Below are 25,049 nucleotides of genomic sequence, written 5' to 3' on the forward strand. Positions count from 1 at the left end.
CTTACTCTTACGCTGCCAAGGAATATTTATGATGCACTTCCAACTCCGGCCGACGAAGTTCATCTTCAAATAACTTTTTCAAGGTTAAAGCATTCTGTCCCAGTGTAAGGCTCACACTAGAAAACATACGTATCAAATCTACCTTTACTTCTATCGGCAACCCTTCAAATGGAACCACGCCCGATGAGTCGTGATCAGCGCTCTTAAATATCGTCGCCGCCAGCCTGTAATCTTCCCTATTCGTCCCAACGGACAAAAAATTATCAGGCACCTGATATGTTTTTTTAGTATTTAATGTTCTAGATGTCCCTGATATCGCAGGAATTTTTTTGTAACCTTTAGATGAAAACTCTGGGAGATTCCTAACATCATTTAAGGTAAACCCAATTTCCTCAAATTCTTTCTTTGAGTAAATCCTTGTAATTTGGCGATGCGAAGTTAGTTTAGGAGCATCTGGAGGATAACCCTTGGGCACCCATTTATGCAAAATCGCACTTCCACCATCATGCAAACTCCCTTCATAAGGACTCTTCCAGCTTGGAACAGGTACATTTGAATCATCGTCAGCACGATCCAAACTCAATGGATAAATATTAACTTCTCCGGTAACCACATTAATAATCCCAGCGAAGCTATTACCTGGTTTAGATTGTTCAAGATACTTGGCAAGATCAACACCTGGATGCATGTTCGGAACGTCATAATCAACTACGAGCTTTTTGATCATAGAAGTATCCGACCCTGTCTTTTTATTAGGGTCTTCGGAAAAATTAAAAACACCCATTCCTTGTATATCAAAAAGCACGACCGGATTATTTCTGAAAGACCAGTACATATTTGGACCATCAACAGGTCCCGCAGGATCCGGGTTTACCCATCGCTGCAACCAAGGCACGTAATAACGATAGCCATAGTAATAAAGCCCCGTCGCATCCCGCTCTTTCCCCGAATAACGAAGGGTCTTGTACTGCGCCACCAACGCACTTTTCCCCGCCCAGCACGCCGTGCCGCCAAAGGGGTAATAGTGTTCCCGGGTCAGCACGCCTGCCTCGTCATCCAGCTCCAGGGTGCTGGAGCCAAGGTGATCGCTGAGGCTGTAACGCAGTTGGTCACTGTGCGTCCCCTGGGGCCAGTGCAATGCCTGCACGTTGCTGCGTCCGACCTCGACACTGATCACGTGATGTTCTTCACCCTCGGCCTGGCGGTGGATTTCCAGACCCGGGAGGTAACGGACATCGGTGCGCAAGGTGCGGCCGCTGCTTTGGGCGAATCCCACTTTGCGCAAGCGATGGCCGGGGCGGTCGTAGCGGTAGCTTTCGTAGTCGTCAGGCCCGGTTTCGCGTTTGACCAACGTCACGCGGCTCAATTGATTGCGACGGTCCCAGGCCATAACTTGACCACGTTGCAGTTCCCGTTGATTGCCACAGGCATCGAAACCCAATGCAATATCACCCTCTCCCGGCAGCGAACCATCGTCGCGTTGCGCCAGACTGCGGTTACTCAGCGCCGAGGTGAACATCGAGAAACCCGGCGCCCCGCTGTGCTGACGGGTGATCAGGTTGCCACCCCGGTCGTATTCAAATTGCTGGGTGTAATTGCGCCGTTGGTTGGGGTCCAGCGGTGTGGGCAACAGTGTTGGCAGGGCCGGGCCATGGCTCGGCTGGCTGACCTCCCAGCCTTGGGCTTCGACCAGTTGATACTGGCTGTCGTAGCGGTAGCGGTTGATCGGGTCGATACGCTGATTGTTGAAATGGGTCACCGGTTGGGACCGGTCTAGCAGTTCTACGATGTTGCCCACCGCGTCGTAAACGTAGTTCAGGTCCTGCAACTGCTTTTGACTGCCGAGCGCGGCCTGCAACCTGAGCAAGCGACCGTCCTCCGCCGCGTATTCGACACGGGTCACCACGCCATTGCCGGCAGTTTCGCTTTCGACCTGATCGAGGGCGTTGTAGCGGATGGCGCTGACCAGTCGCGTTGACGGTTTCCCCTCCCCGGCCACTTGCAGCCAGGCCTCATCCGGCTTGCCCGCGAGGTCGTAACCGAAAGTGCGGAGATTGCCCATGGCGTCGGTCTGCTGCCGTAGCTCGCCCGTGGGATTGAAGCTGTAGCGGGTGATGAACGACTGATCTTCCAGGCAGTCGTCCCGGGCCTCGGGTTCGAGCGGCCAGTCAGGCGTTTCAAGCTCGGCGAGAAAGCGCCGCTCTTCCCGCAACACCGCTGCGGCCATTCCATACTCGGAATAAACCTGACTGCCGGCCGGGTCGTCATGACGGATCAACTGCCCGCACTGGTTGTGCTCGGCGAAAGCAGGAGCGGAATCTGCGTAGGTCAAGCGCTCCACCACGCGCGGCAGATCTCCCGCAGCCTGTTCGGTGACGGTGATCGGCCGCTGTTGTTCGTCGAACCGGGTGTGACGCTGGCTCCCGCGCGCATCCCAGAATGAACAGGGCGAACCCGCCTGATCGAGCAAGCTCAATTGCCATCCGGCATCGACGCTGTCCGTCAGCAACGGTTGGCCACTCAAGCCGTAGAGCGTGGTCAGGTTCGGCTTCGAGGTGCCCCACAACCGTGGGTCCCAGGACTCGGTCAAGTGACCTGCCGCGTCGAAGCGTTGCCGGGTGATGCGTGGATCAATCACCGGGCTGTCCGGGTGGCGACAGTAACCCACGCTGCGAATCGCCAGAGTGCGCGGGTCAATGACCGACAGCGTCGGTGTCGCGGTGTGGGGGTGAGCGTTCACGAAATTGACGGCCCTTCGCTTTGACTGAGGACAGACTGGGCCTTTTTTGACCGGACCGAAACTGTAAGAAGTTACAGGTGACGCACCTCATTGAATGGTTTTAGGGCCGCTTCGCGACCCAACGGGGGCAAGCCCCCTCGCCACAAAAGCTCACCTGCCACAGGTCATCATTGGTCTTCGGAGGTAAGTTTTCGTACAGGGAAATCAGCGGTTTTGCAGGCTCGTTCCCTTTCCTTTGCAGGACGTTTCCTAGATCATTTCGCTCGCTTGCGCCTGCCAAATCCGGTGGCTAGTCTCGGTCCGTCACTGCTCATCAGTGATCGGGTTTAGTAGCCCGGAACAATAGGCGCATAGCGATTCCATGCTCATGTCCGGCAAATTTTGCCGCATGCAGAATATGGTGGCTGTGCGTGGGGCACCTTCGGGTGCACCGGTTTTCCTATTGACCGGCCTACTAACCTGCGTACAGCCGCCACCCAATCGTTTAGTAGGCGATAAGTGATGGCTCCCATGCAGCAATAGGAGTAACACTCATGGAAAAATCCGTTCCCGATCCCCCCGAAACCTCCACCGAAGACCCACTCAGGGATCGCTCCGCGCTCTACCGCGCCATCGATTTCCACCTCACCGGCAAGCAACCCGCAGCACCCGATGAAATGCGCTTCTACAACGTCAGCAAGGACGTGAGCTTCGAAGACACCCAGCTCTATGTCGCCGACCTGCTGCGCTGTGCTTCGGTCACGGCGTATCAGTGTGGCGACCAGCTCAAGGGCGCCGACCGGGCGATGGTGTATTCGATCTGGCATTTGCTGGAGATTGCCAAGGCGATGGTGGATCACTCCATTGAGTGCTTGGGGATGAAAAAGGGCTGAGTCTGACTTTAATCATCGGTTGTCTATGCCACCGCCATCGCGAGCAAGCTCGCTCCCACAGTTGACCGTGGATATCTGTGGGAGCGAGCTTGCTCGCGATGGGCTGCTCAGCAGCCCCCGGCGCCATGGCGTATATTCGGTGAATCCAAATTGCCTGCGCAGCCGACCATGAAACAAACACCCATCGACCTCGAACAGATCACCACCACGACCCTGGGCCACTACAACGCGGTGGCCGAAAGTTTTCGTGAAGGGACGCGAGATCACGACGTCAGCCAGAACATCGATGCCCTGTTGCGGCACATCCAGGGTGAGGCGCCTTTCGACATTCTCGACTTCGGCTGCGGACCCGGCCGTGATCTGCAAACCTTCACCCGCATGGGCCACACAGCCGTCGGCCTCGACGGTTCGGAAAAATTCGCGCAGATGGCCCGGGACGACAGCGGTTGCGAGGTGTGGCAGCAGGACTTTCTGAAGCTCGATCTACCGGCCGAGCGTTTCGACGGGGTTTTTGCCAATGCGGTGCTGTTTCATGTTCCGCGTCAGGAGTTGCCACGGGTGTTGAAGCAGTTGTGGGGCACGCTGAAACCGGGTGGGGTGTTGTTCAGTTCCAATCCCCGTGGCGAGAATCAGGAAGGCTGGAACGGGCCGCGTTATGGGGCGTATCACGACCTGGCGGCCTGGCAGCAGTTGCTGATCGAGGCGGGGTTTGTGGAGTTGGAGCATTACTACCGGCCGGTCGGGCTGCCGCGGGAGCAGCAGCCTTGGTTGGCGAGTGTGTGGCGTAAAGCTGTGTAGTCAGTCCCGACGCCATCGCGAGCAAGCTCGCTCCCACAGTTGACCGCGTACACCTGTGGGAGCGAGCTTGCTCGCGATGAGCGCGAAGCGCTCGCTTTTTAAACAGCCTCTTTCTTCGGCTCGCGAATCTTGTACCAGGCCACATACAGCGCCGGCAAAAACAGCAGCGTCAGCAAGGTGGCGATGACGATCCCACCGATCATCGCGTAGGCCATCGGCCCCCAGAACACTTCCCGGGCAATCGGGATCATCCCCATGCTCGCCGCCGCCGCGGTCAGCAGGATCGGCCGACGCCGATGTTCGGTGGCCTGTACCACCGCATCCCACGGCGCATAACCCTTCTGCTCGTACTCCTCGATCTGGGTCACCAGGATTACCGAGTTACGGATGATGATACCGATCAACGCGAGAATCCCGAGGATCGCCACGAAGCCCATGGGCGTACCCGTTGGCACCAGCGCGATCACCACGCCGATCAGCCCCAGCGGCGCGACGCTGGCCACCAGGAACAGCTTCTGCACGCTGTGCAGCTGAATCATCAGGAAGGTCGCCATCAGGAACAGCATCAACGGCACAACCTTGGCAATCGGTCCCTGGGCCTTGCCGCTTTCCTCCACCGTACCACCGGTGGCGACCTTGTAGCCCGCCGGCAATTTGGCTGCGAACGCGTCGATGGACGGCTTGAGGATTTTCACCAGGTCCGTCGGCTGGATCTCGTCGCGGATCGCCGCCTTGATGGTAATGGTCGGTAGGCGATCCCTGCGCCATACCAACGGCTGCTCCAGTTCGTAGCGCACCGTGGCGAACGCCAGCAGCGGAATCGACGTGCCGTTCGGCGTGACGATTTGCAGGTTCTGCAGGGTTTCCGGCGTTCCCCGTTCGGAATCCACCGCACGACCGACCACGTTGATCAGATAGATGTCGTCATCGACCTGGGTCACCGACTGGCCGCTGACGATGCCGTTCATCAGGTTGGCCACATCCTCGGAAGACAGCCCCAACTGCCGCGCCTTGTCCTGGGCGATGTCGATGCGCAGCACTTTGCCCGGTTCGTTCCAGTCGTAGATGATCTCGCCCACATGCGGGTTCTTGTCCAGCTCCGTGGCCAGGTCGATGGCATGTCGGCGCACCTGGTCGATGTCCTTGCCGCTGATCCGGTACTGGATCGGACGCCCTACCGGCGGGCCCATTTCCAGTGCCTGGACATAACTGCCGATGCCGACGAAGTCATTGCGCAAGCGCTCGCGAAGCTTCTGCATCATGGCCTCACGGGTGTGGCCTTTGCTGACGATCACCAACTGCGCGTAGAAGGGGTTCTGCAGTTGCTGGTCCAGTGGCAGATAGAAGCGGATTGCGCCCTGCCCGATGTAAGTGCTCCAGCGCTCGATGTCCGGGTCGTCCTTGAGCGTGGCTTCAAGGCGATCGACAGCCCGACGGGTTTCATCGATCGAGGCGTTTTGCGGCAGGTTCAGGTCCACCAGGATTTCCGGGCGGTCCGAAGACGGGAAGAACTGGTTCTGCACGAAGCGCATGCAAAACAGCGCCAGCACAAAACACAGCACCGTAATGCCGATGGCCCACCAGCGATTGCGCATGCACCACAGCAGCCCGCCGTTGAACGCCTTGCCGATGCGCCCGGGTTCGCCTTCATGGGGTTTCACTTTGGTGCTGAGAATGTGCACGCCGATCACCGGCGCAAACAGAACCGCCACCACCCACGACACCAGCATCGCGCAGGCAATCACCGCAAACAGGGTGTAGGTGTATTCACCGGCCGAGCTGGCGTTCAAGCCGATCGGCACGAAGCCCGCCACCGTGACCAGCGTACCGGTGAGCATCGGGAACGCCGTGGAGGTGTAGGCGAAGGTTGCCGCCTGCTCCTTGGTCTCGCCCAATTCCAGGCGCGTGACCATCATCTCCACGGTGATCATCGCATCGTCCACCAGCAGGCCGAGGGCGATGATCAGTGCACCGAGGGAAATCCGCTGCATGGTGATGCCGCTGTACTCCATGAATACAAACACCATCGCCAGCACCAGCGGGATCGAGCAGGCCACCACCAACCCGGCGCGCACGCCAAGGCTGACGAAGCTGACCAGCAGCACGATCACCACCGCCTCGAACAGCGCGCTGGTAAAGCCGCCGACGGCCTCCTCGACCACCACGGCCTGGTCGGACACGTTGTAAATGCCGACGCCCACCGGCAGGTCTGCGGTCAATTCGTCTATACGGGCGTGCAAGGCCTTGCCGAATGCCTGGACGTTGCCACCCTTCTGCATGGCAATCGCCAGGCCGATGGCCGGTTTGCCGTTGAAGCGGAATTCCGGCGAGGCCGGATCGACGTAGCCGCGGCGGATTTCGGCAATGTCGGCCAGACGATAGTAACGGTCGTTGAGCTTGAGGTTGACCTCGGCCAGGTCTTTCTCCGAAGCGAACTTCCCTGACGTGCGCACCGAAATCCGCTCCGGCCCGGCCTCGATGACACCCGCCGGGGTCACGGCGTTCTGGGATTGCAGGCTCTGCACCACCTGACGTTCATCGATGCCCAGCGCGGCGAGTTTGCGCGTGGAGAAGTTCAGGTACAGCACTTCGTCCTGCTGGCCGACCATTTCGATCTTGCCCAGGCCCGGCACACCGCGTATTTCCATGCGGGCCTGTTCCACGTAGTCGCGCAACTGACGCAGGGTCAGGCCGTCGGCGGTGAAGGCGTAGATCGACCCGAAGACGTCACCGAACTCATCGTTGAACGACGGCCCCTGTATACCTTGCGGGAACTGGTACTTGATGTCGTTGATCTTCTTGCGCACCTGGTACCAGATTTCCGGGATGTCCTTGGCACTGGTGGTGTCGCGCAGGTACACGTACACCGTCGATTCGCCCGGGCGCGTGTAGCTTTTCACATAGTCGAGGGAGTCGAGCTCTTCGAGCTTTTTCTCGATCCGGTCGGTGATCTGCTTGAGGGTTTCCTCCTGGGTCGCCCCCGGCCATTTGCTCTGGATCACCATGGTTTTGATGGTGAACGACGGATCTTCCTCGCGCCCCAGGTTGAAATACGAGAACACACCCATCAGCAACGCGACGAACATCAGATACCAGATGAACGACTGATGCTTGAGGGCCCATTCCGAGAGGTTGAAAGGCCCTTTCATTGACTGTCCTCGTCGATTTTCACTTTCTGCCCCGGCTTGAGGCTGTTGACCCCGGCACTGACCACCCGCTCGCCGTTCTTCACGCCGCCGGCCAGCACCACGGTGCTGTCGGTGCGGCTGATCACGGTGATGTCACGGGGAGAGACGGTTTTATTCTGTGCATCGATCACCCAGATACGCGGCTTGCCATCGACCTCCTGCAGCGCGGTGACTGGCAACTCGATGCGCGGCTTGATCGCCGTGCTCAGGGTGACGCTGATGGCCGTGCCCAAGCGGAAGCCCTGTGGCGTTTCGGCCAGGGTCAGACGGGCGCGACGGGTGCGTGTCGCGCTTTGAGCCTGGGGTTCGATTTCACGGATGATCGCGGTGGTGTTGATGCTCGGATCCAGTTGCGCAGCGACCTGAAACACCACATCGCTGGGCAACTGATCAACGAGGGTATCGGGCAGGTCGATCACCGCTTCCTTGATGTCCGGTTGCGCCAGGGTCACCACTTGCTGACCCGCCGTCACCACTTGCCCGGCCTCGGCGCTCCACGCAGTGACCACGGCTTTATGGTCGGCGCGCAGCTCGGTGTAGCCCAATTGGTCTTTGCTCTGGTTGACGGCCGCCCGGGCCTGATCGAGGGAGGCCTGGGTGGTTTTCAGGTCCGTGTTCGCCGCGTCGAGTTGCGCTTGCGCGCCGACCCCGCGATCGAACAGGGCCTGTTGACGCTGGGCACTGGCCTTGGCATTGATCAGTTGCGCCTGGATCTTCGCCAGGTCGCCCTGGGCCGAACGCAACTGGTTCTGCTGATCGGATGGATCGAGGGTGGCGAGCAGTGTCCCCTTCTCCACCTCGGTGCCGACATCGACGTTACGGCTGGCGATCCGCCCGCCCACGCGGAAGCCGGTATCGCTTTGATAGCGCGCCTGGATGCTGCCGGCGAAGCGGCCCAGGTCCTCTTCGTTCAAGGTCTGGACCTTGATCGACAACACCGGCCGTACCGGTGCCGGCGGTGGTTCGCTTTTGGAACAGGCGCTCAGCACCAGCCCGATGGACAACGCCCATAAAGGCTTCATGGCTTGGCTCCCCACGTCAGATCCTTGTAAGTGTCTTCGGCAATCTCGACTTCCATGTCAGGGTGCAAGAGTTGGCCGCCCGCGATGATGACTTTGTCGCCGTCTTTCAACCCGCCGCTGATGATGACCTTGCCCGTCAGGTAGCGGCCGACAGTGACCGAATGCAACTGGGCCTTGCCCTTGTCGTCGACAATCCAGACAGCGGGTTCACTGATGTTTTTGGTCAGTGCCGACCACGGCAACTCGATGACCGACTTGCCCGACCCCCTGGCCGTGGCACTCACCACCGAGCCCAATTGCATGCCGTCGGGCAGACTGTTGAGGCCGACCTTGACCTGCACGGTACCCGATTGCGCCGACACCGCCGGGGTGATTTCGCGCACGGTGCCGGTGGTTTTGATCGCCGGGTTGTCGAGCAGGCTCAGGACAATGGTGTCATCGCTCGGCTTCTCGGCCAGCAGCGATTCATAAACGTTGAACACCGCATCGCGGTCGCCGTCACGGGCCAGGCTGAAGATCGGCATCGTCGCCTGAACCACCTGGCCGACTTCCGCCTGGCGCTCGGTAATGATCCCCGGCGCATCGGCGACCAGCGCCGTATAACTCAACTGATCCTTGGCATTGGCCAACTGCGCCTGGGCGGCGCTCAGGGCGCTCTGGCTGCTGTTCAAGGCGGCCTGGGCCGAGTCATATTCACTCTGGCTGGTATAACCCTTGGGCAGGAGTTTTTGCTGGCGTACGAATGCCGCCGCGTTCTGCTTCACCCGCGCCTGTTCGGCGGCCACTTGTGCCTGGGCCGAGTCGACGTTGCTCTGCAAGTCCTTGGGGTCGAGCCGGGCCAGCACTTGCTTGGCGCTCACTCGATCGCCGACGTCAACCGAACGCTGGATGATCTTGCCACCCACACGGAAAGACAGCTCCGTCTGTACCCGCGCCTGAATATCACCGGTGAGGGTAACCGGGGCCGCGTAGTCCGCCGGCTTGACGACTTGCACGAACACCCGTGGCAGGTATTCCTGCACGGTTTTTTTCTCGTCGCAAGCCGTCAGCAGGGTGACGACACTCAAGGCCATGACTACTTTGAATCCGGGAACCACCATGCAATCTCCTTGGCCTTTTTCATGTACAGCACGACAGAGAGCTTAGAACAGGACAGGAACCTTGCACGAGCGTCTTATGAAGAAAAAATTCACCCTGCCTTACGTCCAAAACACTTGCGCCAGACACCTGCCCGTACCGGACAATGGGCCTCGCTCGACCCCGCCACAGGAACCCACATGCTCAACACGCTCGCGGTAGCCAACTACCGCTCGATCAACAAACTGGTGATCCCGCTGGGCCGACTGAATCTGATCACCGGCCCCAACGGCAGCGGCAAGTCCAACCTGTACCGTGCGCTGCGCCTGCTGGCGGAAACCGCCCACGGCGGCGTGGTCAATGCCCTGGCCCGTGAAGGCGGGCTGGATTCGACCTTCTGGGCCGGCCCGGAAACCCTCTCCCGGCGCATGCGCACCGGCGAAGTCGCCATCGAGCCCACCGTGCGCCAAGGCGTCAAGCGCCTGCGCCTGGGGTTTGCGGGAGAAGATTTCGGCTATTCGATCAGCCTCGGCCTTCCCGATTCCAATGGCCATTTCATGCTGCCCGGGCACAGCTCGCCGATCCCGTCCTATTTCAGCCTCGACCCGCAGATCAAGCGCGAATGCCTGTGGGCAGGCGCGTTCTACCGCCCGGCCAGTCTGCTGGTCGATCGTGACGGCCCGATGATCCGCGCCCGCGCCGAACGCAAGTGGGATGTGCTGGCGCAGCACACGCCGACGTTCGACAGCCTGTTCGATCAGGTCGGCAGCCTGCGCGGTTCGCCGGAAGTGCTGGAGATGCGCGAGTTCATCCGCCGCTGGCGCTTTTACGATCATTTTCGCAGCGATGCCGACGCCCCGGCGCGTCAACCGCAACTGGGTACTCGCACGCCGGTGCTGCATCACGACGGACGCGATCTGGCGGCGGCCTTGCAGACGATCATCGAAATCGGTGATCCCGATGCCTTGCGGGCGGCGATCAGCGACGCCTTCCCCGGCGCACGGCTGAACATCGAACCTCTGCCCGGTGGACGCTTCGCCATCGAGTTCTTTCAGGAAGGTCTGTTGCGGCCGCTGTCAGCCGCCGAACTGTCGGACGGAACCTTGCGTTACCTGCTGCTGGTCGCGGCACTGCTGACGCCACGGCCGCCGACACTGATGGTGCTGAACGAACCGGAAACCAGCCTGCATCCGGACCTGCTGCCGGCGCTGGCACGCTTGATCATCCGTGCCTCGGCGCAGTGCCAGGTGTGGGTGGTGTCCCATGCCCGGCGCTTGATTTCGGCGTTGCAGGAGGACCCGGACTGCAACTGCATCGTGCTGGAAAAAAATCTTGGCCAGACCGGGATCGTGGGTCAGCGCATGCTGGATGAGCCAGCATGGTATTGGCCGGATTGAACGGCGCGTGATTTACCGGGATGAGGGAAGACGTCTATTTTCCCTTGCGGCGTAGGAAGGATCTTTTTTTCGAAACACAACTCCAAGGACGAACCACTTTTGGCCAGACTCCCGGCCAACACCTCACAAGGACGAGAACATGGCAGACGAACCACCGCCGCAACGGCTGGATCCGCAGGACATTCTGAAACTCTTGATGGCGTTGCGCAGGGCGTTGAAGGCCAGGCCGGCCTGATCCAAAAAAGATCGCAGCCTTCGGCAGCTCCTACAGGGAAACGCATTCCAATGTAGGAGCTGCCGAAGGCTGCGATCTTTTGATCCTCAGTCGTAAAAAAACGCCGACGCTAAATCAGCCGTCGGCGTTTGAAACCTTGAAGGGGTTTGCTTCGCGAATCAGAACGCTGGCAATACCGCGCCGCTGTACTTCTTCTCGATGAAGGCTTTCACTTCCGGGCTGGTCAGGGCCTTGGCCAGTTTCTGGATGGCAACGCTGTCCTTGTTGTCCGGACGGGCCACCAGGAAGTTCACGTAAGGCGAGTCGGCACCTTCGATCACCAGCGCGTCTTTAGCCGGGTTCAGACCCGCTTCCAGCGCGTAGTTGGTGTTGATCATGTCCAGGTCGACCTGATCCAGCACACGCGGCAGCATGGCCGATTCAAGCTCCTTGAACTTGAAGTTGTGCGGGTTCTTGGCGATGTCTTTTGGCGTGGCCAGGGCGTTTTTCGGGTCTTTCAACTCGATCAGACCAGCCTTCTGCAGCAGGATCAGGGCACGGCCGCTGTTGCTGCCTTCGTTCGGGATGGCGATGGTCGCGCCGTCTTTGAGCTCAGCCAGGGTTTTGACTTTCTTCGAGTAGCCGCCAAACGGTTCAACGTGAACACCGATCACGGTTTCCAGGTGGGTGCCTTTGCCTTCGTTGAAGCTCTTGAGGTACGGCAGGGTCTGAAAGTAGTTGGCGTCCAGACGCTTCTGGTCGACCTGCACGTTCGGCTGAACGTAGTCGGTGAAGACTTTGATTTCCAGGTCCACGCCTTCTTTGGCGAGGGTTGGCTTGATCAGCTCAAGAATTTCGGCGTGTGGAATCGGCGTTGCCGCAACCACCAGTTTCTCGCCAGCCTGGGCCAGGCCCGCGGTCAGGGCAGCCGCCAGTGCGGTGAACAACAGAACCTTTTTCATGCAGTGTCCTTATCGAAAATCACAGTCGCTTGTGGCGACGGCTTGAAGATGAGAGTGCCAGTGAAGTGCTATCGCTGGCGTGAAGCGGACAATACCGGGATTTTTTATTCCCGAACAATAACGTTTATTCAGCTTCATATTCCATTTTGTTCATACAACCCTGTAGGAGCTGCCGCAGGCTGCGATCTTTTGCTCTTGATCTTTGGCGGCCCGAATTTGCGAGGATCAAAAGATCGCAGCCTTCGGCAGCTCCTACAAAAGCCGGGCGTCGCGCAGGAGGTTTTTCAAGGCTGTTCGTTCGGCGGCTGATCCATTGTCGAGAATCTGCTTGATCTGACTGTCGATCTGCGCCAACGGATCAGGCAAATTCAAATGCTCCGGCAAAATCTCGTCGCCTGTACTCACCAGCAGCGCAAAGTGAATGACGTTTTCCAGCTCCCGGGTATTGCCCGGCCAACTGTGGCGTTCCAGCACAAGTTGCGCCGCTTCGCTGATCAACGGCACCGGCAGGTCGAGGCGCTGGCTGTAGATACCGAGGAAGTATTCGGCCAGCGGCAGGATGTCCCCCGTACGCTCGCGCAGCGCCGGCAGTTCGAGCGGGCCTTCACTGAGGTAGTGATAGAGCCGTTCATGGAATTTTCCGGCGGCCACCGCCTGGGCCAGATCGATGCTGGTGGCCGCCACCAGCCGCACATCCACCGGGCTCGGCTGCTGAGCGCCGACGCGGGTGACTTCATGGTTCTCCAGGGCAGCGAGCAGCTTGATCTGGATCGGCAGCGGCAGGTCACCGATTTCGTCCAGGTACAGCGTGCCGCCGTTGGCCGAACCGAACCAGCCGGCACGACTGCTCGCCGAACCGCTGTAGCTGCCCGCCGCATAACCGAACAGCTCGGCGTCGGCGTAGGTCGGGCTGATGGCGCCGCAGTTGACCGACACGAACAACCCGCCGCGATCACTGGCGCGGTGGATATGACGGGCCAGCAACTCCTTGCCGGTGCCGGTTTCGCCACGGATCAGCACCGAGACTGAGCGCGTGGCCAGTTGCTCAAGGTCTTCACGTAATAGCCGCGAACGCGGATCGACAAACACCAGCGCCTTGGCGCGGATGCTCAGGGGACTTTTTTCGGCGTCGGGAAAGGTCAGCAGCGGCTGACCGAAGGTTTCAAAGCTCATGGCAGACTCCCGCCCAAAACCGCCGGGAGACGGGGGCGTTAAATAAAAAAAGTGTTCAAGCGCGGCGCAGGGCGTGGTGTTCCATGCGGTTTTGCAGGCGATAGAGGTAGGCAAAACCCTGCTCCCAACGCTGGTGACCGGACTTCACGTTGATATGCCCCGCCCCCGCCAGAATCCCCGCCTCGGCCCCCCAGTTGCGCGCCAGCTCCAGGGCTCGCGGCGCACTGACGGCGCTGTCGTTGTCGGAGCTGACGACCTGGCTCGGAAATGGCAGCAGATCCGTCGGGATCGGCGCGAAGTTGCGCAAGGCCGGTGCACAGGCCGGGCGCTCGACGTCCGCCGGGGCGACCAGCAGGGCACCGCGCACCTGACGCAGGAACTGCACAGGCGCGGTGGCCGCCCAATGGGCGACGGTGATGCAACCCAGGCTGTGTGCGATCAGGATGACCGGCGTGCTGTCGGCAGCAATCGCCTCGGCCAGCGCCGCGACCCAGTCTTCACGGCGCGGCGTCAGCCAGTCGGCCTGCTCCACCCGTGCGCTGTTCGGCAGGCTGTTCTGCCAGTGGCTTTGCCAATGATCTTCTGGCGATCCTTGCCAGCCCGGCACAATCAGATAGCGAATTGATTCGTTGCGCATGGGGGAGCTCTCCTGCTGCGTGTCTGTTCCCGGTCGAGTATAGGGAGGAGAGTTATATTCGTTAAGGAATAAGAAGCTATTTATTAAGATCTATATCGAATATTAAACATGCAACCTGTGGGAGCGAGCTTGCTCGCGATAGGGCCCGGACATTCACCATCGATGTCGATTGATCCACCGCCATCGCGAGCAAGCTCGCTCCCACAGGGAACAGTGTGTTCGCGAAAGTTGAAGCAAAAAAAGGGGCCGCACCCTGCCAAGGAGACGGCCCCGGAAAACGAAAATCCGTTAACGCGCAGTGATCACCGACAGCTTGGTAATCCCTGCCCGCTCAATCGATGCCATGGCTCGCGCCACCTCGCCGTAATTCACACCATCGTCCGCCTGCAACTGCACGCGCACCTCGGGGTCCTTGGCCTTCGCCGACTTGAGGTTGAACTCCAGCAAGTCCGGCTGTATCTCGTCCTTGTTGATGAACAGTTTGCCGGCACCGTCGATGCTCACCACCAACGGGTCCTTCTGCTCCACCGGCGCCACCGCCTCGGTCTTGGGCAGGTTGATCGGAATGGCGTTGGTCAGCAGCGGTGCGGTGACGATGAACACCACCAGCAACACCAGCATCACATCCACCAGCGGCGTCACGTTGATCTCGCTGAGCACCTCATCGGTGTCTTGCGTGGAGAAGGCCATATCAGGACGCCTCCTTCACTTTCTGCGCGTTGCCCTGGGCTGCCACCTTGTGTGCCGTCGGGTGAATCAGCACGCGGAACGAACTCTTCTGCGCCAGGCTGTAGAAGTCGTGGGCGAAGTCATCCAAATCCGCCGCCGTCAGTTTCAAGCGACGCAAAAAGTAGTTGTAAACCAGCACCGCCGGCACCGCGACGGCGATCCCCACGCCCGTGGCGACCAGTGCCGCGCCAATCGGCCCGGCGACCGTTTCGAGGCTTGCCGAGCCCGCCGCACTGATGCCTTTCAACGCTTCCATGATTCCCCACACCGTGCCGAACAGCCCAATGAACGGCGAGGTACTGCCAATACTCGCGAGCACGGCCAACCCGGTTTCCAGCGACCGGCGCTCGCGCACGATCTGCTGGCGCAAGGCTCGCTCCAGACGATCCTGATGGTTGATCGCCTGGCTCAAGTCCGCCGCCTGTGGCGTCTCGCCCACCTGGATGGCCGCATAACCGGCCTGCGCCACCCGGGCTGCCGCACCGGGCCGGGTTTCGCTCAGTTCGGCCGCCGAGTCGAGACTCGAAGCGGCCCAGAACTGCTGATGAAACTTTCGATCCTGTGCCTTCAGGCGACCGAACTGCACGCCCTTGAGCAATGCCAGGCCCCAGGTCGCGACGGAAAAAACCACCAGCAGCCAGATCACCGCGCTTTCGATGGATTCAAGTGGAGAGGCCAGTAGCGTCATGATGTATTCCTCGTGTAAACGTTTCGCGCGAAATTGGTTTCTGTTTAATGAATCTTGAAATCGATGGGCACGCTGACCCAGCCGTCCTGAGCGACATCACCTTGCTTGGCCGGCACGAAACTCCAGCGTTTCACCGCGTTCAGCGCGGCGTCATCCAGCGCATCGCGACCACTGCTTTTCTGGATCTGAATCTCGCCGGGCTTGCCGCTGGCCAACACATGCACGCGCAACAACACAGTGCCTTCCCAGCCGCGACGCTGGGCCAGCGACGGGTATTCCGGCGCCGGGTTTTTCAAGTAGCCGGCGGTGGCGGAGGCCGGTGTTACGGGCGCAGGGGCCGGTGGTGCAGGTGGCGCCGGGGCCGCGACAGGTGCTGCCGGTTGTGGCGGCGCGGGTGGCTGTTCGACTGCCTTTGGCGCCGGTTTCGGTAGCGGTTTGGCGATCGGTTTGGGCTTGGGAACCGGCTTCGGTGGAGGCGGCTTCACCGCCAGTTCATCCTCCACAGGCGGTGGCGGCTCAATCACGGGTTGCACAGGTTGCGGTGGCGGCGGCTCGACCACTGGTGGCGCCGGACGCGAGAACTCGATGGTCATGGGCGGGACTTCTGGCGGCACGATCGGCAGCACCGGGGTCGGTTGCTGATTGACCCAATAGATCACCGCGCCATGCACCAGCAACGCCAGCACGCCTAGCACAATTGCTTCACGTCGGCGAAGGACGCCTTTGGGGGCTCGCTGCAAACGCAGCTGCCCCAAGGGCACGCGGTGCGGTCGGCCGAGGTCGACCAATTCGCCACCGGGTGCCTGGCGCCAAAGCACCTCATGTGCACCGGTGGCGATCTGGACATTGCCCATTGTTTAACTCCCTGCGGTCTCTTTGCGGATAACCGGAACGTCGTGCTGAACATCCCCCGACGACGCCCCGGTAGAGCAATCATTGGCTTGAACGCTTAGCTCTTAAAGTAATGTTTAAACTTATATTTAGACTTAAAACGAATAACAAAAACCCTCAACCCACCGCCAGAGCCCGCCGTTCAAGGGCTCTGGCGCAACGGAAAAAATCCGATGCTTTGCGGGCATTGAAAGTATTCATTCGAAGCATGCGTTTTCGCCGTCAGAAGTCGTATCGGCCGGTCACACCGAGCGTGCGTGGCGTACCGAGCAGGCCTTCATAACCACCATTGGCGGCCGTCCACAGCGTCGTGTAGTAGGTTTTGTCGAAGGCGTTTTTCAGCCACAACGAAACGTCCCACTGCCCCTGGTTGAAGTCGCCGCGTAGACCGGTGGACAGGTTGACCACCGCATAACTCGGGATCTGCCCGAAGTCGGAGTCTTCCACTGTGCCCACCGCTTTGGAGCGGAACGCATAGCTGGCGGTGACGTACTCCTCGAAGCCGTTGCTCAGGTTCCACTTGTATTCGCCGTTGGCGTTGCCGATCCATTTCGAGGCGCCGACCACTTGATGGCCACTGAGGTCGCAAGACGCCGGAGCGCCCGGCGCCAGGCTGACTTCCGGCGGGCACGGCGCATCCTTGTAGGAGAGGTAGCTGACGTCGTTGTACGAACCGTTGATGTTCAGCGTCAGGCCGCGCAGCGGGATCAGGGTGCTTTCGAACTCCACGCCACGGGAGCGCACGGAACCGGCGTTGGTCAGGTACTGCACGCGATTGATTTCGTCATAGGCGTTGGTCTGGTAGCCGTTGACCTGAGTCCAGAACAGGTTGGCGTTGAGTTGCAGGCGACGGTCCCACAGGGTGCTCTTGAAACCGAGTTCGGCGTTGTTGGCGCGCTCGGTGCCGATCAGCAACGAGTCGGCACCGGCCACCGGCGCCATACCGACGGCCAGGTTGACCCCACCGGATTTTTCGCCGTGGGACAACGTGGCGTAGGTGAGCAGGTCCTCGGTGAGGTGATAGCTGAGGTTCAACAGGCCCGAAGGACTGGAGCTGTACTGGTTCAGATCGCCGGAATCATAGGCCCCCGCACGAGCACGTCTTGCCGCGGCCGCCGCACCGGTGACTGCGGCACCACCGGCGGGTGCATTGCGGGTCACCCAGGCGTTTTTCTCTTCATAGGTGCCGCGCAGGCCGGCAGTGAAATCCAGGCGTTCGGTCAGGTGCCAGGTGCCCTGTGCGAACAGCGCGAAGCTGTTGGTTTCGATATGACCGTTGCCGACACTGTCGATGTTGTTCAGCGCACCGGTGGGCGTGCCACTCCAGATATCCGCTTGCGGCCCGTAAAAGGTGAAGGATTTGTTGTCCAGGTCGGAGCCGAAGTAATAGGCGCCAAGCACGTAGTCGAAGAACCCGCCGGTAGGCGACGCCAGGCGAAACTCCTGGGAGTACTGCTTGTCCTCCACCGAAACCCCGGCGTTGTAGAAGACGGTTGCGTTCAAGCCGTCATCATTGCGCGGGGTGAAATTCCACCAGCGATAGGCGCTGATGGACGTCAGGGTGAAGTCGCTCGGCAGCGTCCAGTTCGCTTCCACCGACGTGCCGCCCTGATGCACGGTGACATGCTGGTCGTTGTTCAGGTTGACCTTGCGGTGGGTGCCGTCGACCAGTGTCGCGCCCGCGGCATTGGCCCGGGTCTGGTAAAGGTTGGTGCCATTGATGGTCGGCCCGGTGCTGAACAACACGCGGGTGCCGGCGCTGGAATCTTCTTCGTTGTAGTCGCCGATCCAGCGCAGGTTGAACGATTCGTTTGGCTTGAACAGCAACTGGCCACGGAAGCCATCGCGCGAGCCGCCGTTCAAATCGTGGCCGTCGAATTCGTTCTTGATATCGCCGTCGCTGCGGGTGCGATACGCAGAAAAGCGCCCGGCGAGCTGGTCACTCAGCGGGCCGGAAATCGTGCCCTTGCTCTGGAAGTAGCCATCCTCGCCCACCGAAGATTCGATGCTGCGTTCCGGGGTGAAGGTCGGCGCGCGGGTGCTGATGTTGATCACACCGGCGGTGGTGTTCTTGCCGAACAAGGTGCCTTGCGGACCGCGCAGCACTTCGAGCTGCTCGATGTCCATCAGGTCGAACACAGCCATGCCCGGCCGGCCGAGGTAAACGTTGTCGAGGTACAGGCCGACACTGCCTTCCAGGCCATCGCTGGCCGGGTTGTTGCCCAGGCCACGAATCGACACGCTGGACTGGCGCGCATGCATGTAGGCGACGTTGACGCTGGGCACCAGTTGCTGCAGATCCTGGATGCGATAGACCCGCTGGGCTTCCAGGGTCTGGCCGCTGACCACGCTCATCGGGGTTGGTACGTCCTGCGAGCTTTCTTCGCGGCGGCGAGTCGTGACCGTCACGGTTGCCAGTTGGGTATTGTCGGCCGTGGCGGTTTTTGCCGGGTTGGTTTCAGGGGTGGCGCTTTCGGCCGCATAGCCTTGGGTCCAGCTGGCACTGCCTGCCAGTAGCAGAGCCAGGGGCAGGCGTTTGAGCCGTTGGGGTGAGGAGGTTTGAGCAAAGTGCAACGGACTCATAAGGCGGGGTTCCCGATCAAAAAAGTTCTTTGTTGCTTGAAAGGCCGCTTTCGCGAGCAGGCTCGCTCCCACAGGGGATTTGCGGTGGCTATGCGATCTCTGTGGGAGCGAGCCTGCTCGCGAAGGCGTCAGGTCAGACGCCGTCGATATCCGGCCCTTTCACCGTCTGGCTGACCTGCCCGTTCACACCCACCGGCACTTCACCCTTGAGCGTCACCCGCCGCACGATCCGGTCCTGGGTCCCGTAGTCATCCACCGCATAATGCTGGGTGGAGCGGTTGTCCCAGATCGCCACGTCACCGGCCTTCCAGCGCCAGCGCACGATGTTTTCCTGGCGGATCACATGGCTTTGCAGCAACCCGAACAGGTGCGCCGAATCGGCCTGGGAATAGCCCTTGATGCGTTTGACGAAATGCCCCAGCAACAGGCTCTTCTCGCCGCTGATCGGGTGCACGCGCACCACCGGGTGTTCGGTCTCGTAGACCGTCGAGGTGAAGACCTTGCGATAGCGCTCCAGCTTCTCCGCCGAAACGTCCGGCCGGGTGCCGGCGTAGTCATATTCGTTGCTGTGCACGGCGACCAGTTTGTCGGCCAGCTCACGCAGCTCCGCCGACAACCCGTTGTAGGCGGTGGCGGTGTTGGCCCACAGGGTGTCGCCACCGAAAGCCGGAGCCACCACCGAGCGCAGGATCGAGGCTTTGGGGTAGGCCTCGACGAAGGTCACGTCGGTGTGCCAGGAGCTCGCACGCTGGCCCTCGGCACCGTCCAGTTCCAGCAGAAAACGCGTGCCTTCGCGCACCGGCACAGTCGGGTGCGCTATCGGTTCGCCGAGCAGGTGGGCGAACGCCTCCTGGCGCTGATCGTCGAGTTGGGTCTGCTCGCGGAAGAAGATCACTTTGTATTGCAGCAGCGCCTGTTGAATGGCTTCAACGGTGGCGGCATCCAGCTCGCCGGAAAGCTGTACGCCACGGATTTCGGCACCGATGCGACCGGCCACCGGATGGATTTCAAGCGCGTGGACAGCGGGTTGTACTGCGAAAGCGGCATTGCTCATGGGTAGACCCTCATCAGACTGCTTGCGGTTGAACCGGCCGCGAAACACTGCTCTATCTATATTCTATTTAGATCTAATAGATATCAACATGCTTCGTTGACGGAATAAGAGGTTGCATTTAAAACCTCAGTCAACCCTCGTCGCAAATGCCTTCGAGCTATTTTTAGGATGCCGGAAAAGCATATGGATCTTCGCCAGTTGCGTTACTTCATCGCCCTCGACGAACACCGCAGTTTCGTGCGCGCGGCCGAGGCCATGGGCATTACCCAGCCTGCCTTCAGCCGCAGCATTCAGGGGCTGGAGCACGAGTTCGGCTGCGTGTTGGTGGACCGTGGCAACAAGGATTTGCGCCCCACCCCGGAAGGCCTGGTGGTGCTGCAACATGCCCGCAGCCTGGTGCAGGGTGCGGCGTTGCTCAGCTCGGAAGTGACGCAGATGACCAAGCTCGATGCCGGCGAACTGCGCTTCGGTTGCGGCCCGGCGCCGGCGGTGAAACTGGTGCCGGAGGCAGTGGCGCAATTCATCAATGCACACCCGAAAGTGCGCACCTGCTTCGAAGTGGATAACTGGGAAAAACTCAGCCGCGCCCTGAGCCGTGAGGAGATCGAATTCTTCATCGCCGACATCCGCCATTTCGAGTCCGACCCGAACTTCCAGACCCAGGCGCTGACGCCCAAGCGCGGCGTGTTTTTCTGCCGTCCGGGGCATCCGCTGCTGGCCAAGGAGAGCCTGTCGACCAACGACATGTTCGATTACCCGCTGGCGACCACGAAGATCCCGCCAGGCATTCGCAAACTGCTGGCGAACCTCAGTGGGCGGGTGGATTTTTCGCCGACCCTCGAGACCGAACATTTTCCGGCGCTGGTGAAGGTGGTGCTGCAATCCAACGCCATCGGCGTGGGCACGCAAGAGGCGTTCATCGAAGACATTGCCAAGGGTTCGCTGGTGCTGCTGCACTGGCGTAATTTGCCGCAGAACATCGAGAGCATGAATGCGCGGTGCGGGATTGTCAGTCGCACCGGGTTCCGGTTGTCGCCGGCGGCGCGGGCGATGATCGAGACGTTGGTGGCGGTGGACAGGCAGCAGATGGCCGTTGCGGTTTGAAGATCAAAAGATCGCAGCCTTCGGCAGCTCCTACAAGGACACGGTGATCCCTGTAGGAGCTGCCGAAGGCTGCGATCTTTCAAGTTTTCAGAGCTTTGCCGCTGCGAGTTCAGGCGCCACCCAATCGCTCACCTTGAATGACTTGCGAATCAGCTTCTGCTGCGAAGCCAGGTCCACCGCATCCTGCAATTTGCCAAGGAACACCGGATCAAGTGTCGACGGGAACACCTCGCTCAGTTTCTGATCCTTCAGATCCTGCGTGAGGATCACCGCCGGATAGTTCGCCAACCCTGACACCAACTGAACGTAAGCGTCCTTGTTGCTGTCCTGGGTCAGCCACGCCACGGCTTGCTGTTGAGCCTTGAGCAGTGTGGCGACCGCCTCGGGGTGCTCGTCGACAAACTTCCCGGTCCCCACCAACACGGCCTGCACACTGCCGGCGCCGCCCAGGTCCTTGGTGGTCAGAGGCAACTCCGCCAGTCCCTTGGCCTGTAGTGCGGTAAGCCCGGAACCACCCCACGAGGCATCGATCTGCTTCGCCGCCAGCGCCGCCACCGCCGCGTTGAAGTCGAGGTTGATGACTTTCACATCCTTCTCACTCAACCCCTGACTGGCCAGCGCCGCATCGAAGGACAACTGGCTGGCCGTGCCACGGAAGATCGCCACGCGTTTGCCCTTGAGGTCTTGCAGGGTCTTGATCCCCGAACCCGGTACCACGCCGAGGTAATGCTTCACCCCGCGCGCCGAGGCGCTGAGCAATCGCGTATCCAGACCATTGGACTTGCCGATGATGGCTGCCAGGTCGCCGAGGTAGGCCAGGTCCACCTGACCGTTGGCGAACGCTTCGTTGATCACCGGGCCTGCGCCCTTGAAGAAGCTCCACTGAATCTTGATGCCTTGATCGGCAAAGGCCTTTTCGAAGATCTGTTGATCGCGCAACACATCCACTACACCGCCACCGCTGTGCTGGGTACCGGCACTCAGGTCCGGCACGGCGATGCGGATTTCCTTGAGCTCGCCGGCGTTGGCCGTGAAGACCAGCAGCCCCGCCAGGGCCGGTGCGGCGAACAGGTTGATGACACGTTTGAAGGGAAGATTCATGGGTACGGCTCCTTGGGGCAACGGGCGTTGAGGAGCCGAAAGTAGGCCGAATCAGAACCAACACTTAAATACTATAAATTCACATTTTTATAGCTTTTAGACCTATATCAACTCCTACGGGCCTTCCGATGGCGTATGCAAAAACAGCATCAAAAATATTCTTCGAAGGCATTGGATGTGCGCGCGCTCCCAAGCCTTAAATGGCCTTGCTTATCCCTAAATAGAATTTATTTTTATTTTTATAGATCAATTTTGCATACGCATTAAACCCTGTGGGAGCGAGCTTGCTCGCGATAGCGGTATGTCATCCAGCACATAAGTCGCCTGACACACCCTCATCGCGAGCAAGCTCGCTCCCACAAAAAACAGGCTTGCATTGCAACCCGACAACGGAGGTCACCCATGGCCCGTGTTTCCCTTCTGAGCCTGCCGCTGGCCTCACCCCGGCTTGATGGTCGACGGCATTGGCCGACACTGAGCCAGCGGCTCTTGCCCTGGCTGCTGCCCTTCAGCCTGTTTGCACTCTGGTGGCTCGCCAGCCGCAACCACTGGATGAGCGAGCAGATCCTGCCGGCGCCGACCCTGGTCTGGAGCAGCGCCATTGAATTGTCCCAAGGCGAGCTGTGGAGCCATTTGTGGATCAGCCTGCAACGTTTGTCCTGGGGCCTGCTCACGGGGATCAGTGTCGGTGCGGTATTGGGCGCGGCGCTGGGTTTCAGCCGCACGCTCGAACGCCTGGTGTTTCCCACCTTCGCCGGGTTGGCGCAAGTCCCGACCCTGGCCTGGATTCCCTTGTTCATGGTGTTTTTCGGCATCGGTGAAGTGCTGAAACTGGTGGTGCTGATCAAGGCCATCGTGGTGCCGGTGACCCTGCACACACTGGTCGGCGTACGCGATGCGCAACCCAGGCTGCGCGAAGCCGCCGCCGTGTTGCGCCTGCCCAGGCACCTGTTGATCCGCCGCCTGGTGCTGCCCGCCGCGCTGCCGGCCTTCATGGCCGGTGTGCGCCTTGCGCTGGCCGCCGGATGGACCTCGCTGCTCGCTGTCGAACTGCTCGCGTCCAGCGAAGGCATCGGATACCTGATGGTCTGGGCACGCCAGTTGTTCATGCTCGACATCGTCTTCGTGTGCATCGTGGTGATCGGCTTGATCGGCGTGGCGATGGACCGCGGCATCGGCCTGCTGGACAGGAAGCTGGTGCACTGGCCGCACCCGGCCACCGCCGAAATCCGTCGCGGGCCGCGTTATCAAGGCTGGCAGCGATTGCAACCGTGGCTGCTGCCGCTGGCGCTGCTGGTGGTGTGGCAACTGAGCTCGGATCAGCAGTGGATTGACCCGAACATTCTGGTCAGCCCGCAGGCCGTCCTGCACACCACTTGGCATGGCCTGCTCGACGGCACGTTGATTGGCGGCATGGCCCTGAGTCTGGGCCGAACCCTTGGCGGGTTATTGCTCGGTGGCGGGCTCGGCTTCGCTCTGGGCCTGCTGCTGGGACTGTCGCGCAGCAGTGAACGCGTGCTCGGCCCGACCCTCGCCGCCCTCCGCCAGATCGCCATTTTCGCCTGGGTGCCGCTGCTCACCGCGTGGTTCGGCCTGGGGGAATTGGCCAAGTGGGTGTTCGTCGCCCTCGCCGCGTTTTTCCCGCTGTTCATCGCCACCCAACGCAGCGTCGCCAATCTCTCGCCACAACTCAACGAGGCCGCGCAGGTGTTGCGCCTGAACCTGCCCCAGCGCCTGCGTCGGTTGGTGTTGCCGGGGGCGGCGCCGGGAATTTTCGCAGGGCTCAGGCTGAGCCTGATCTACGCCTGGCTCGGCACCATCGGCGCCGAATATTTCATGCCGTCCAACGGCGGCATCGGCAGCCAGATGATCGGCGCCCAGCAACTGCTGCGCATGGACCTGATCATGGCCGGCATGCTGCTGGTGGGGCTGACCGGCGCCCTGCTCAACCTTATTGGCCAACGCCTGGAAATCCGCGCCACTCGCTGGAGACACGCATGAACGCACCGATTGTCAGCTTCAATCACGTGGGCAAGACCTTCGACGTCGACGGCTTCGAACTGGAGGCCATTCGCGAATTCAACCTGGACATCGCCGAGGGCGAGTTCGTCGCCATCGTCGGCTCCAGCGGTTGCGGCAAATCCACTTTGCTGCGGCTGCTGGTGGGCCTCGACAGGCAATTTCGCGGACAGATAAGCGTCGATGGCAAAGCCGTCACCGGCATCGGTGGCGAGCGCGGCATCGTCTTTCAGGAGCACCGTTTGTTCCCGTGGCTGAGCGTGGCCGACAACATCGGCCTGGGCCTGGTCAACGAGCCATTGAGCTCCGCGCAAAAGCATCGGCGTATCCATGACTTCATCGAGCTGGTGGGCCTCGGCGACTTCGCCCGTGCCTATCCGCACCAGCTCTCCGGCGGCATGGCGCAGCGCGTGGCCATCGCCCGTGGCCTGGTGGCCAGCCCACGGATTCTGCTGCTGGACGAGCCCTTCGGTGCCCTCGACGCGCTGACCCGCCAGCAGATGCAGGACGAACTGCTGGCGATCCGCGCGCGGGCAAAAATTACCACGGTGCTGGTCACCCACGATGTCGAGGAAGCGATCTTCCTCGCCGACCGCGTGGTGGTGATGGAGCCGCGTCCGGGGCGGATCAAGCAAGTGGTCGACATTGCCCTGCCCCATCCGCGCCAGCGCAGCAGTTTCGACTTCCACCAATTGCGCGAAGAACTGCTTCACGAACTCACCAGCGACGGTCACTACCAGCCTCCCGTGCCGGTGCAGGTCCGCGATCTGCCGCTGTCCTTCATTGCCTACTGAAAAAGG

Annotated in this window: 19 protein-coding genes; 6 read left to right on the forward strand and 13 right to left on the reverse strand. The window is 60.6% G+C overall.

Annotated features, from left to right (window positions below; genetic code table 11):
* Positions 1-7: 7 nt before the first annotated feature.
* Positions 8-2,740, reverse strand: a complete 2,733-nt coding sequence (locus tag AC3WJW_RS06020) for an RHS repeat domain-containing protein (RefSeq protein WP_493725432.1) — start codon at positions 2,738-2,740, stop codon at positions 8-10.
* Positions 2,741-3,273: 533 nt separating this feature from the next.
* On the opposite strand from AC3WJW_RS06020, the gene AC3WJW_RS06025 reads away from it, so the two are divergent.
* On the forward strand, positions 3,274-3,612 hold the full coding sequence (locus tag AC3WJW_RS06025) for a DUF6124 family protein (protein ID WP_102701881.1): 339 nt from the start codon (positions 3,274-3,276) through the stop codon (positions 3,610-3,612).
* Positions 3,613-3,780: 168 nt separating this feature from the next.
* Positions 3,781-4,410, forward strand: coding sequence for a class I SAM-dependent methyltransferase (locus AC3WJW_RS06030; RefSeq protein WP_493725433.1), 630 nt, complete (start codon positions 3,781-3,783; stop codon positions 4,408-4,410).
* Positions 4,411-4,508: 98 nt separating this feature from the next.
* Here AC3WJW_RS06030 and AC3WJW_RS06035 read toward each other — a convergent pair whose 3' ends face one another.
* Genes AC3WJW_RS06035 through AC3WJW_RS06045 form a run of 3 tightly spaced genes read right to left on the reverse strand, consistent with a single transcriptional unit; the run spans position 4,509 to position 9,720 of the window.
* On the reverse strand, positions 4,509-7,559 hold the full coding sequence (locus tag AC3WJW_RS06035; protein ID WP_493725434.1) for an efflux RND transporter permease subunit: 3,051 nt from the start codon (positions 7,557-7,559) through the stop codon (positions 4,509-4,511).
* Positions 7,556-8,620: an efflux RND transporter periplasmic adaptor subunit gene (locus AC3WJW_RS06040; protein ID WP_493725435.1), complete on the reverse strand. Its 1,065-nt coding sequence runs from the start codon at positions 8,618-8,620 to the stop codon at positions 7,556-7,558. Before AC3WJW_RS06040 ends, AC3WJW_RS06035 begins: the two co-directional genes overlap by 4 nt.
* Complete coding sequence (locus AC3WJW_RS06045) at positions 8,617-9,720, reverse strand: efflux RND transporter periplasmic adaptor subunit (protein WP_493725436.1); 1,104 nt, start codon at positions 9,718-9,720, stop codon at positions 8,617-8,619. Before AC3WJW_RS06045 ends, AC3WJW_RS06040 begins: the two co-directional genes overlap by 4 nt.
* A 177-nt stretch (positions 9,721-9,897) precedes the next feature.
* Here AC3WJW_RS06045 and AC3WJW_RS06050 point away from each other — a divergent pair, with 177 nt between their 5' ends.
* On the forward strand, positions 9,898-11,094 hold the full coding sequence (locus tag AC3WJW_RS06050; RefSeq protein WP_493725437.1) for an AAA family ATPase: 1,197 nt from the start codon (positions 9,898-9,900) through the stop codon (positions 11,092-11,094).
* Positions 11,095-11,487: 393 nt separating this feature from the next.
* Here AC3WJW_RS06050 and AC3WJW_RS06055 read toward each other — a convergent pair whose 3' ends face one another.
* The 8 genes from AC3WJW_RS06055 to AC3WJW_RS06090 all read right to left on the reverse strand — a co-directional run bounded on the left by AC3WJW_RS06055 (position 11,488) and on the right by AC3WJW_RS06090 (position 20,025).
* On the reverse strand, positions 11,488-12,270 hold the full coding sequence (locus tag AC3WJW_RS06055) for a MetQ/NlpA family ABC transporter substrate-binding protein (protein ID WP_007983099.1): 783 nt from the start codon (positions 12,268-12,270) through the stop codon (positions 11,488-11,490).
* Positions 12,271-12,522: 252 nt separating this feature from the next.
* Positions 12,523-13,443 carry a sigma 54-interacting transcriptional regulator gene (locus AC3WJW_RS06060; protein WP_493725438.1) on the reverse strand — a complete coding sequence of 307 codons (921 nt, stop codon included), beginning with the start codon at positions 13,441-13,443 and terminating at the stop codon, positions 12,523-12,525.
* A 55-nt stretch (positions 13,444-13,498) separates the two neighbouring features.
* On the reverse strand, positions 13,499-14,080 hold the full coding sequence (locus AC3WJW_RS06065; RefSeq protein ID WP_007972928.1) for an alpha/beta hydrolase: 582 nt from the start codon (positions 14,078-14,080) through the stop codon (positions 13,499-13,501).
* 288 nt (positions 14,081-14,368) lie between these two features.
* Positions 14,369-14,770: an ExbD/TolR family protein gene (locus AC3WJW_RS06070; RefSeq protein WP_007972930.1), complete on the reverse strand. Its 402-nt coding sequence runs from the start codon at positions 14,768-14,770 to the stop codon at positions 14,369-14,371.
* Between the two features lies 1 nt (position 14,771).
* Positions 14,772-15,497, reverse strand: a complete 726-nt coding sequence (locus AC3WJW_RS06075; RefSeq protein WP_007972931.1) for a MotA/TolQ/ExbB proton channel family protein — start codon at positions 15,495-15,497, stop codon at positions 14,772-14,774.
* 44 nt (positions 15,498-15,541) lie between these two features.
* Positions 15,542-16,351, reverse strand: coding sequence for an energy transducer TonB (locus AC3WJW_RS06080; RefSeq protein ID WP_493725439.1), 810 nt, complete (start codon positions 16,349-16,351; stop codon positions 15,542-15,544).
* 259 nt (positions 16,352-16,610) lie between these two features.
* Entirely contained in the window at positions 16,611-18,971 is a 2,361-nt protein-coding gene (locus AC3WJW_RS06085; RefSeq protein WP_493725440.1) for a TonB-dependent receptor, read from the reverse strand.
* A gap of 133 nt (positions 18,972-19,104) precedes the next feature.
* Positions 19,105-20,025 (reverse strand): TauD/TfdA dioxygenase family protein, encoded by a 921-nt coding sequence (locus AC3WJW_RS06090; RefSeq protein WP_493725441.1) that lies wholly within the window; start codon positions 20,023-20,025, stop codon positions 19,105-19,107.
* Between the two features lie 183 nt (positions 20,026-20,208).
* Here AC3WJW_RS06090 and AC3WJW_RS06095 point away from each other — a divergent pair, with 183 nt between their 5' ends.
* Positions 20,209-21,129, forward strand: a complete 921-nt coding sequence (locus tag AC3WJW_RS06095; protein WP_493725442.1) for a LysR family transcriptional regulator — start codon at positions 20,209-20,211, stop codon at positions 21,127-21,129.
* Between the two features lie 87 nt (positions 21,130-21,216).
* Here the strand turns inward: AC3WJW_RS06095 and AC3WJW_RS06100 are convergent, their stop codons facing one another.
* Positions 21,217-22,230, reverse strand: a complete 1,014-nt coding sequence (locus AC3WJW_RS06100; RefSeq protein ID WP_493725443.1) for an ABC transporter substrate-binding protein — start codon at positions 22,228-22,230, stop codon at positions 21,217-21,219.
* Between the two features lie 402 nt (positions 22,231-22,632).
* Between AC3WJW_RS06100 and AC3WJW_RS06105 the strand changes: the two genes are divergently transcribed.
* Both AC3WJW_RS06105 and AC3WJW_RS06110 read left to right on the forward strand, forming a co-directional pair.
* A complete protein-coding gene (locus AC3WJW_RS06105; RefSeq protein ID WP_493725444.1) occupies positions 22,633-24,231 on the forward strand; it encodes an ABC transporter permease in 1,599 nt (532 codons plus the stop codon).
* Positions 24,228-25,043 carry an ABC transporter ATP-binding protein gene (locus AC3WJW_RS06110; protein WP_493725445.1) on the forward strand — a complete coding sequence of 272 codons (816 nt, stop codon included), beginning with the start codon at positions 24,228-24,230 and terminating at the stop codon, positions 25,041-25,043. Before AC3WJW_RS06105 ends, AC3WJW_RS06110 begins: the two co-directional genes overlap by 4 nt.
* Positions 25,044-25,049 lie beyond the last annotated feature (6 nt).

This window comes from Pseudomonas sp. GW821-FHT07G06 (assembly GCF_058986625.1).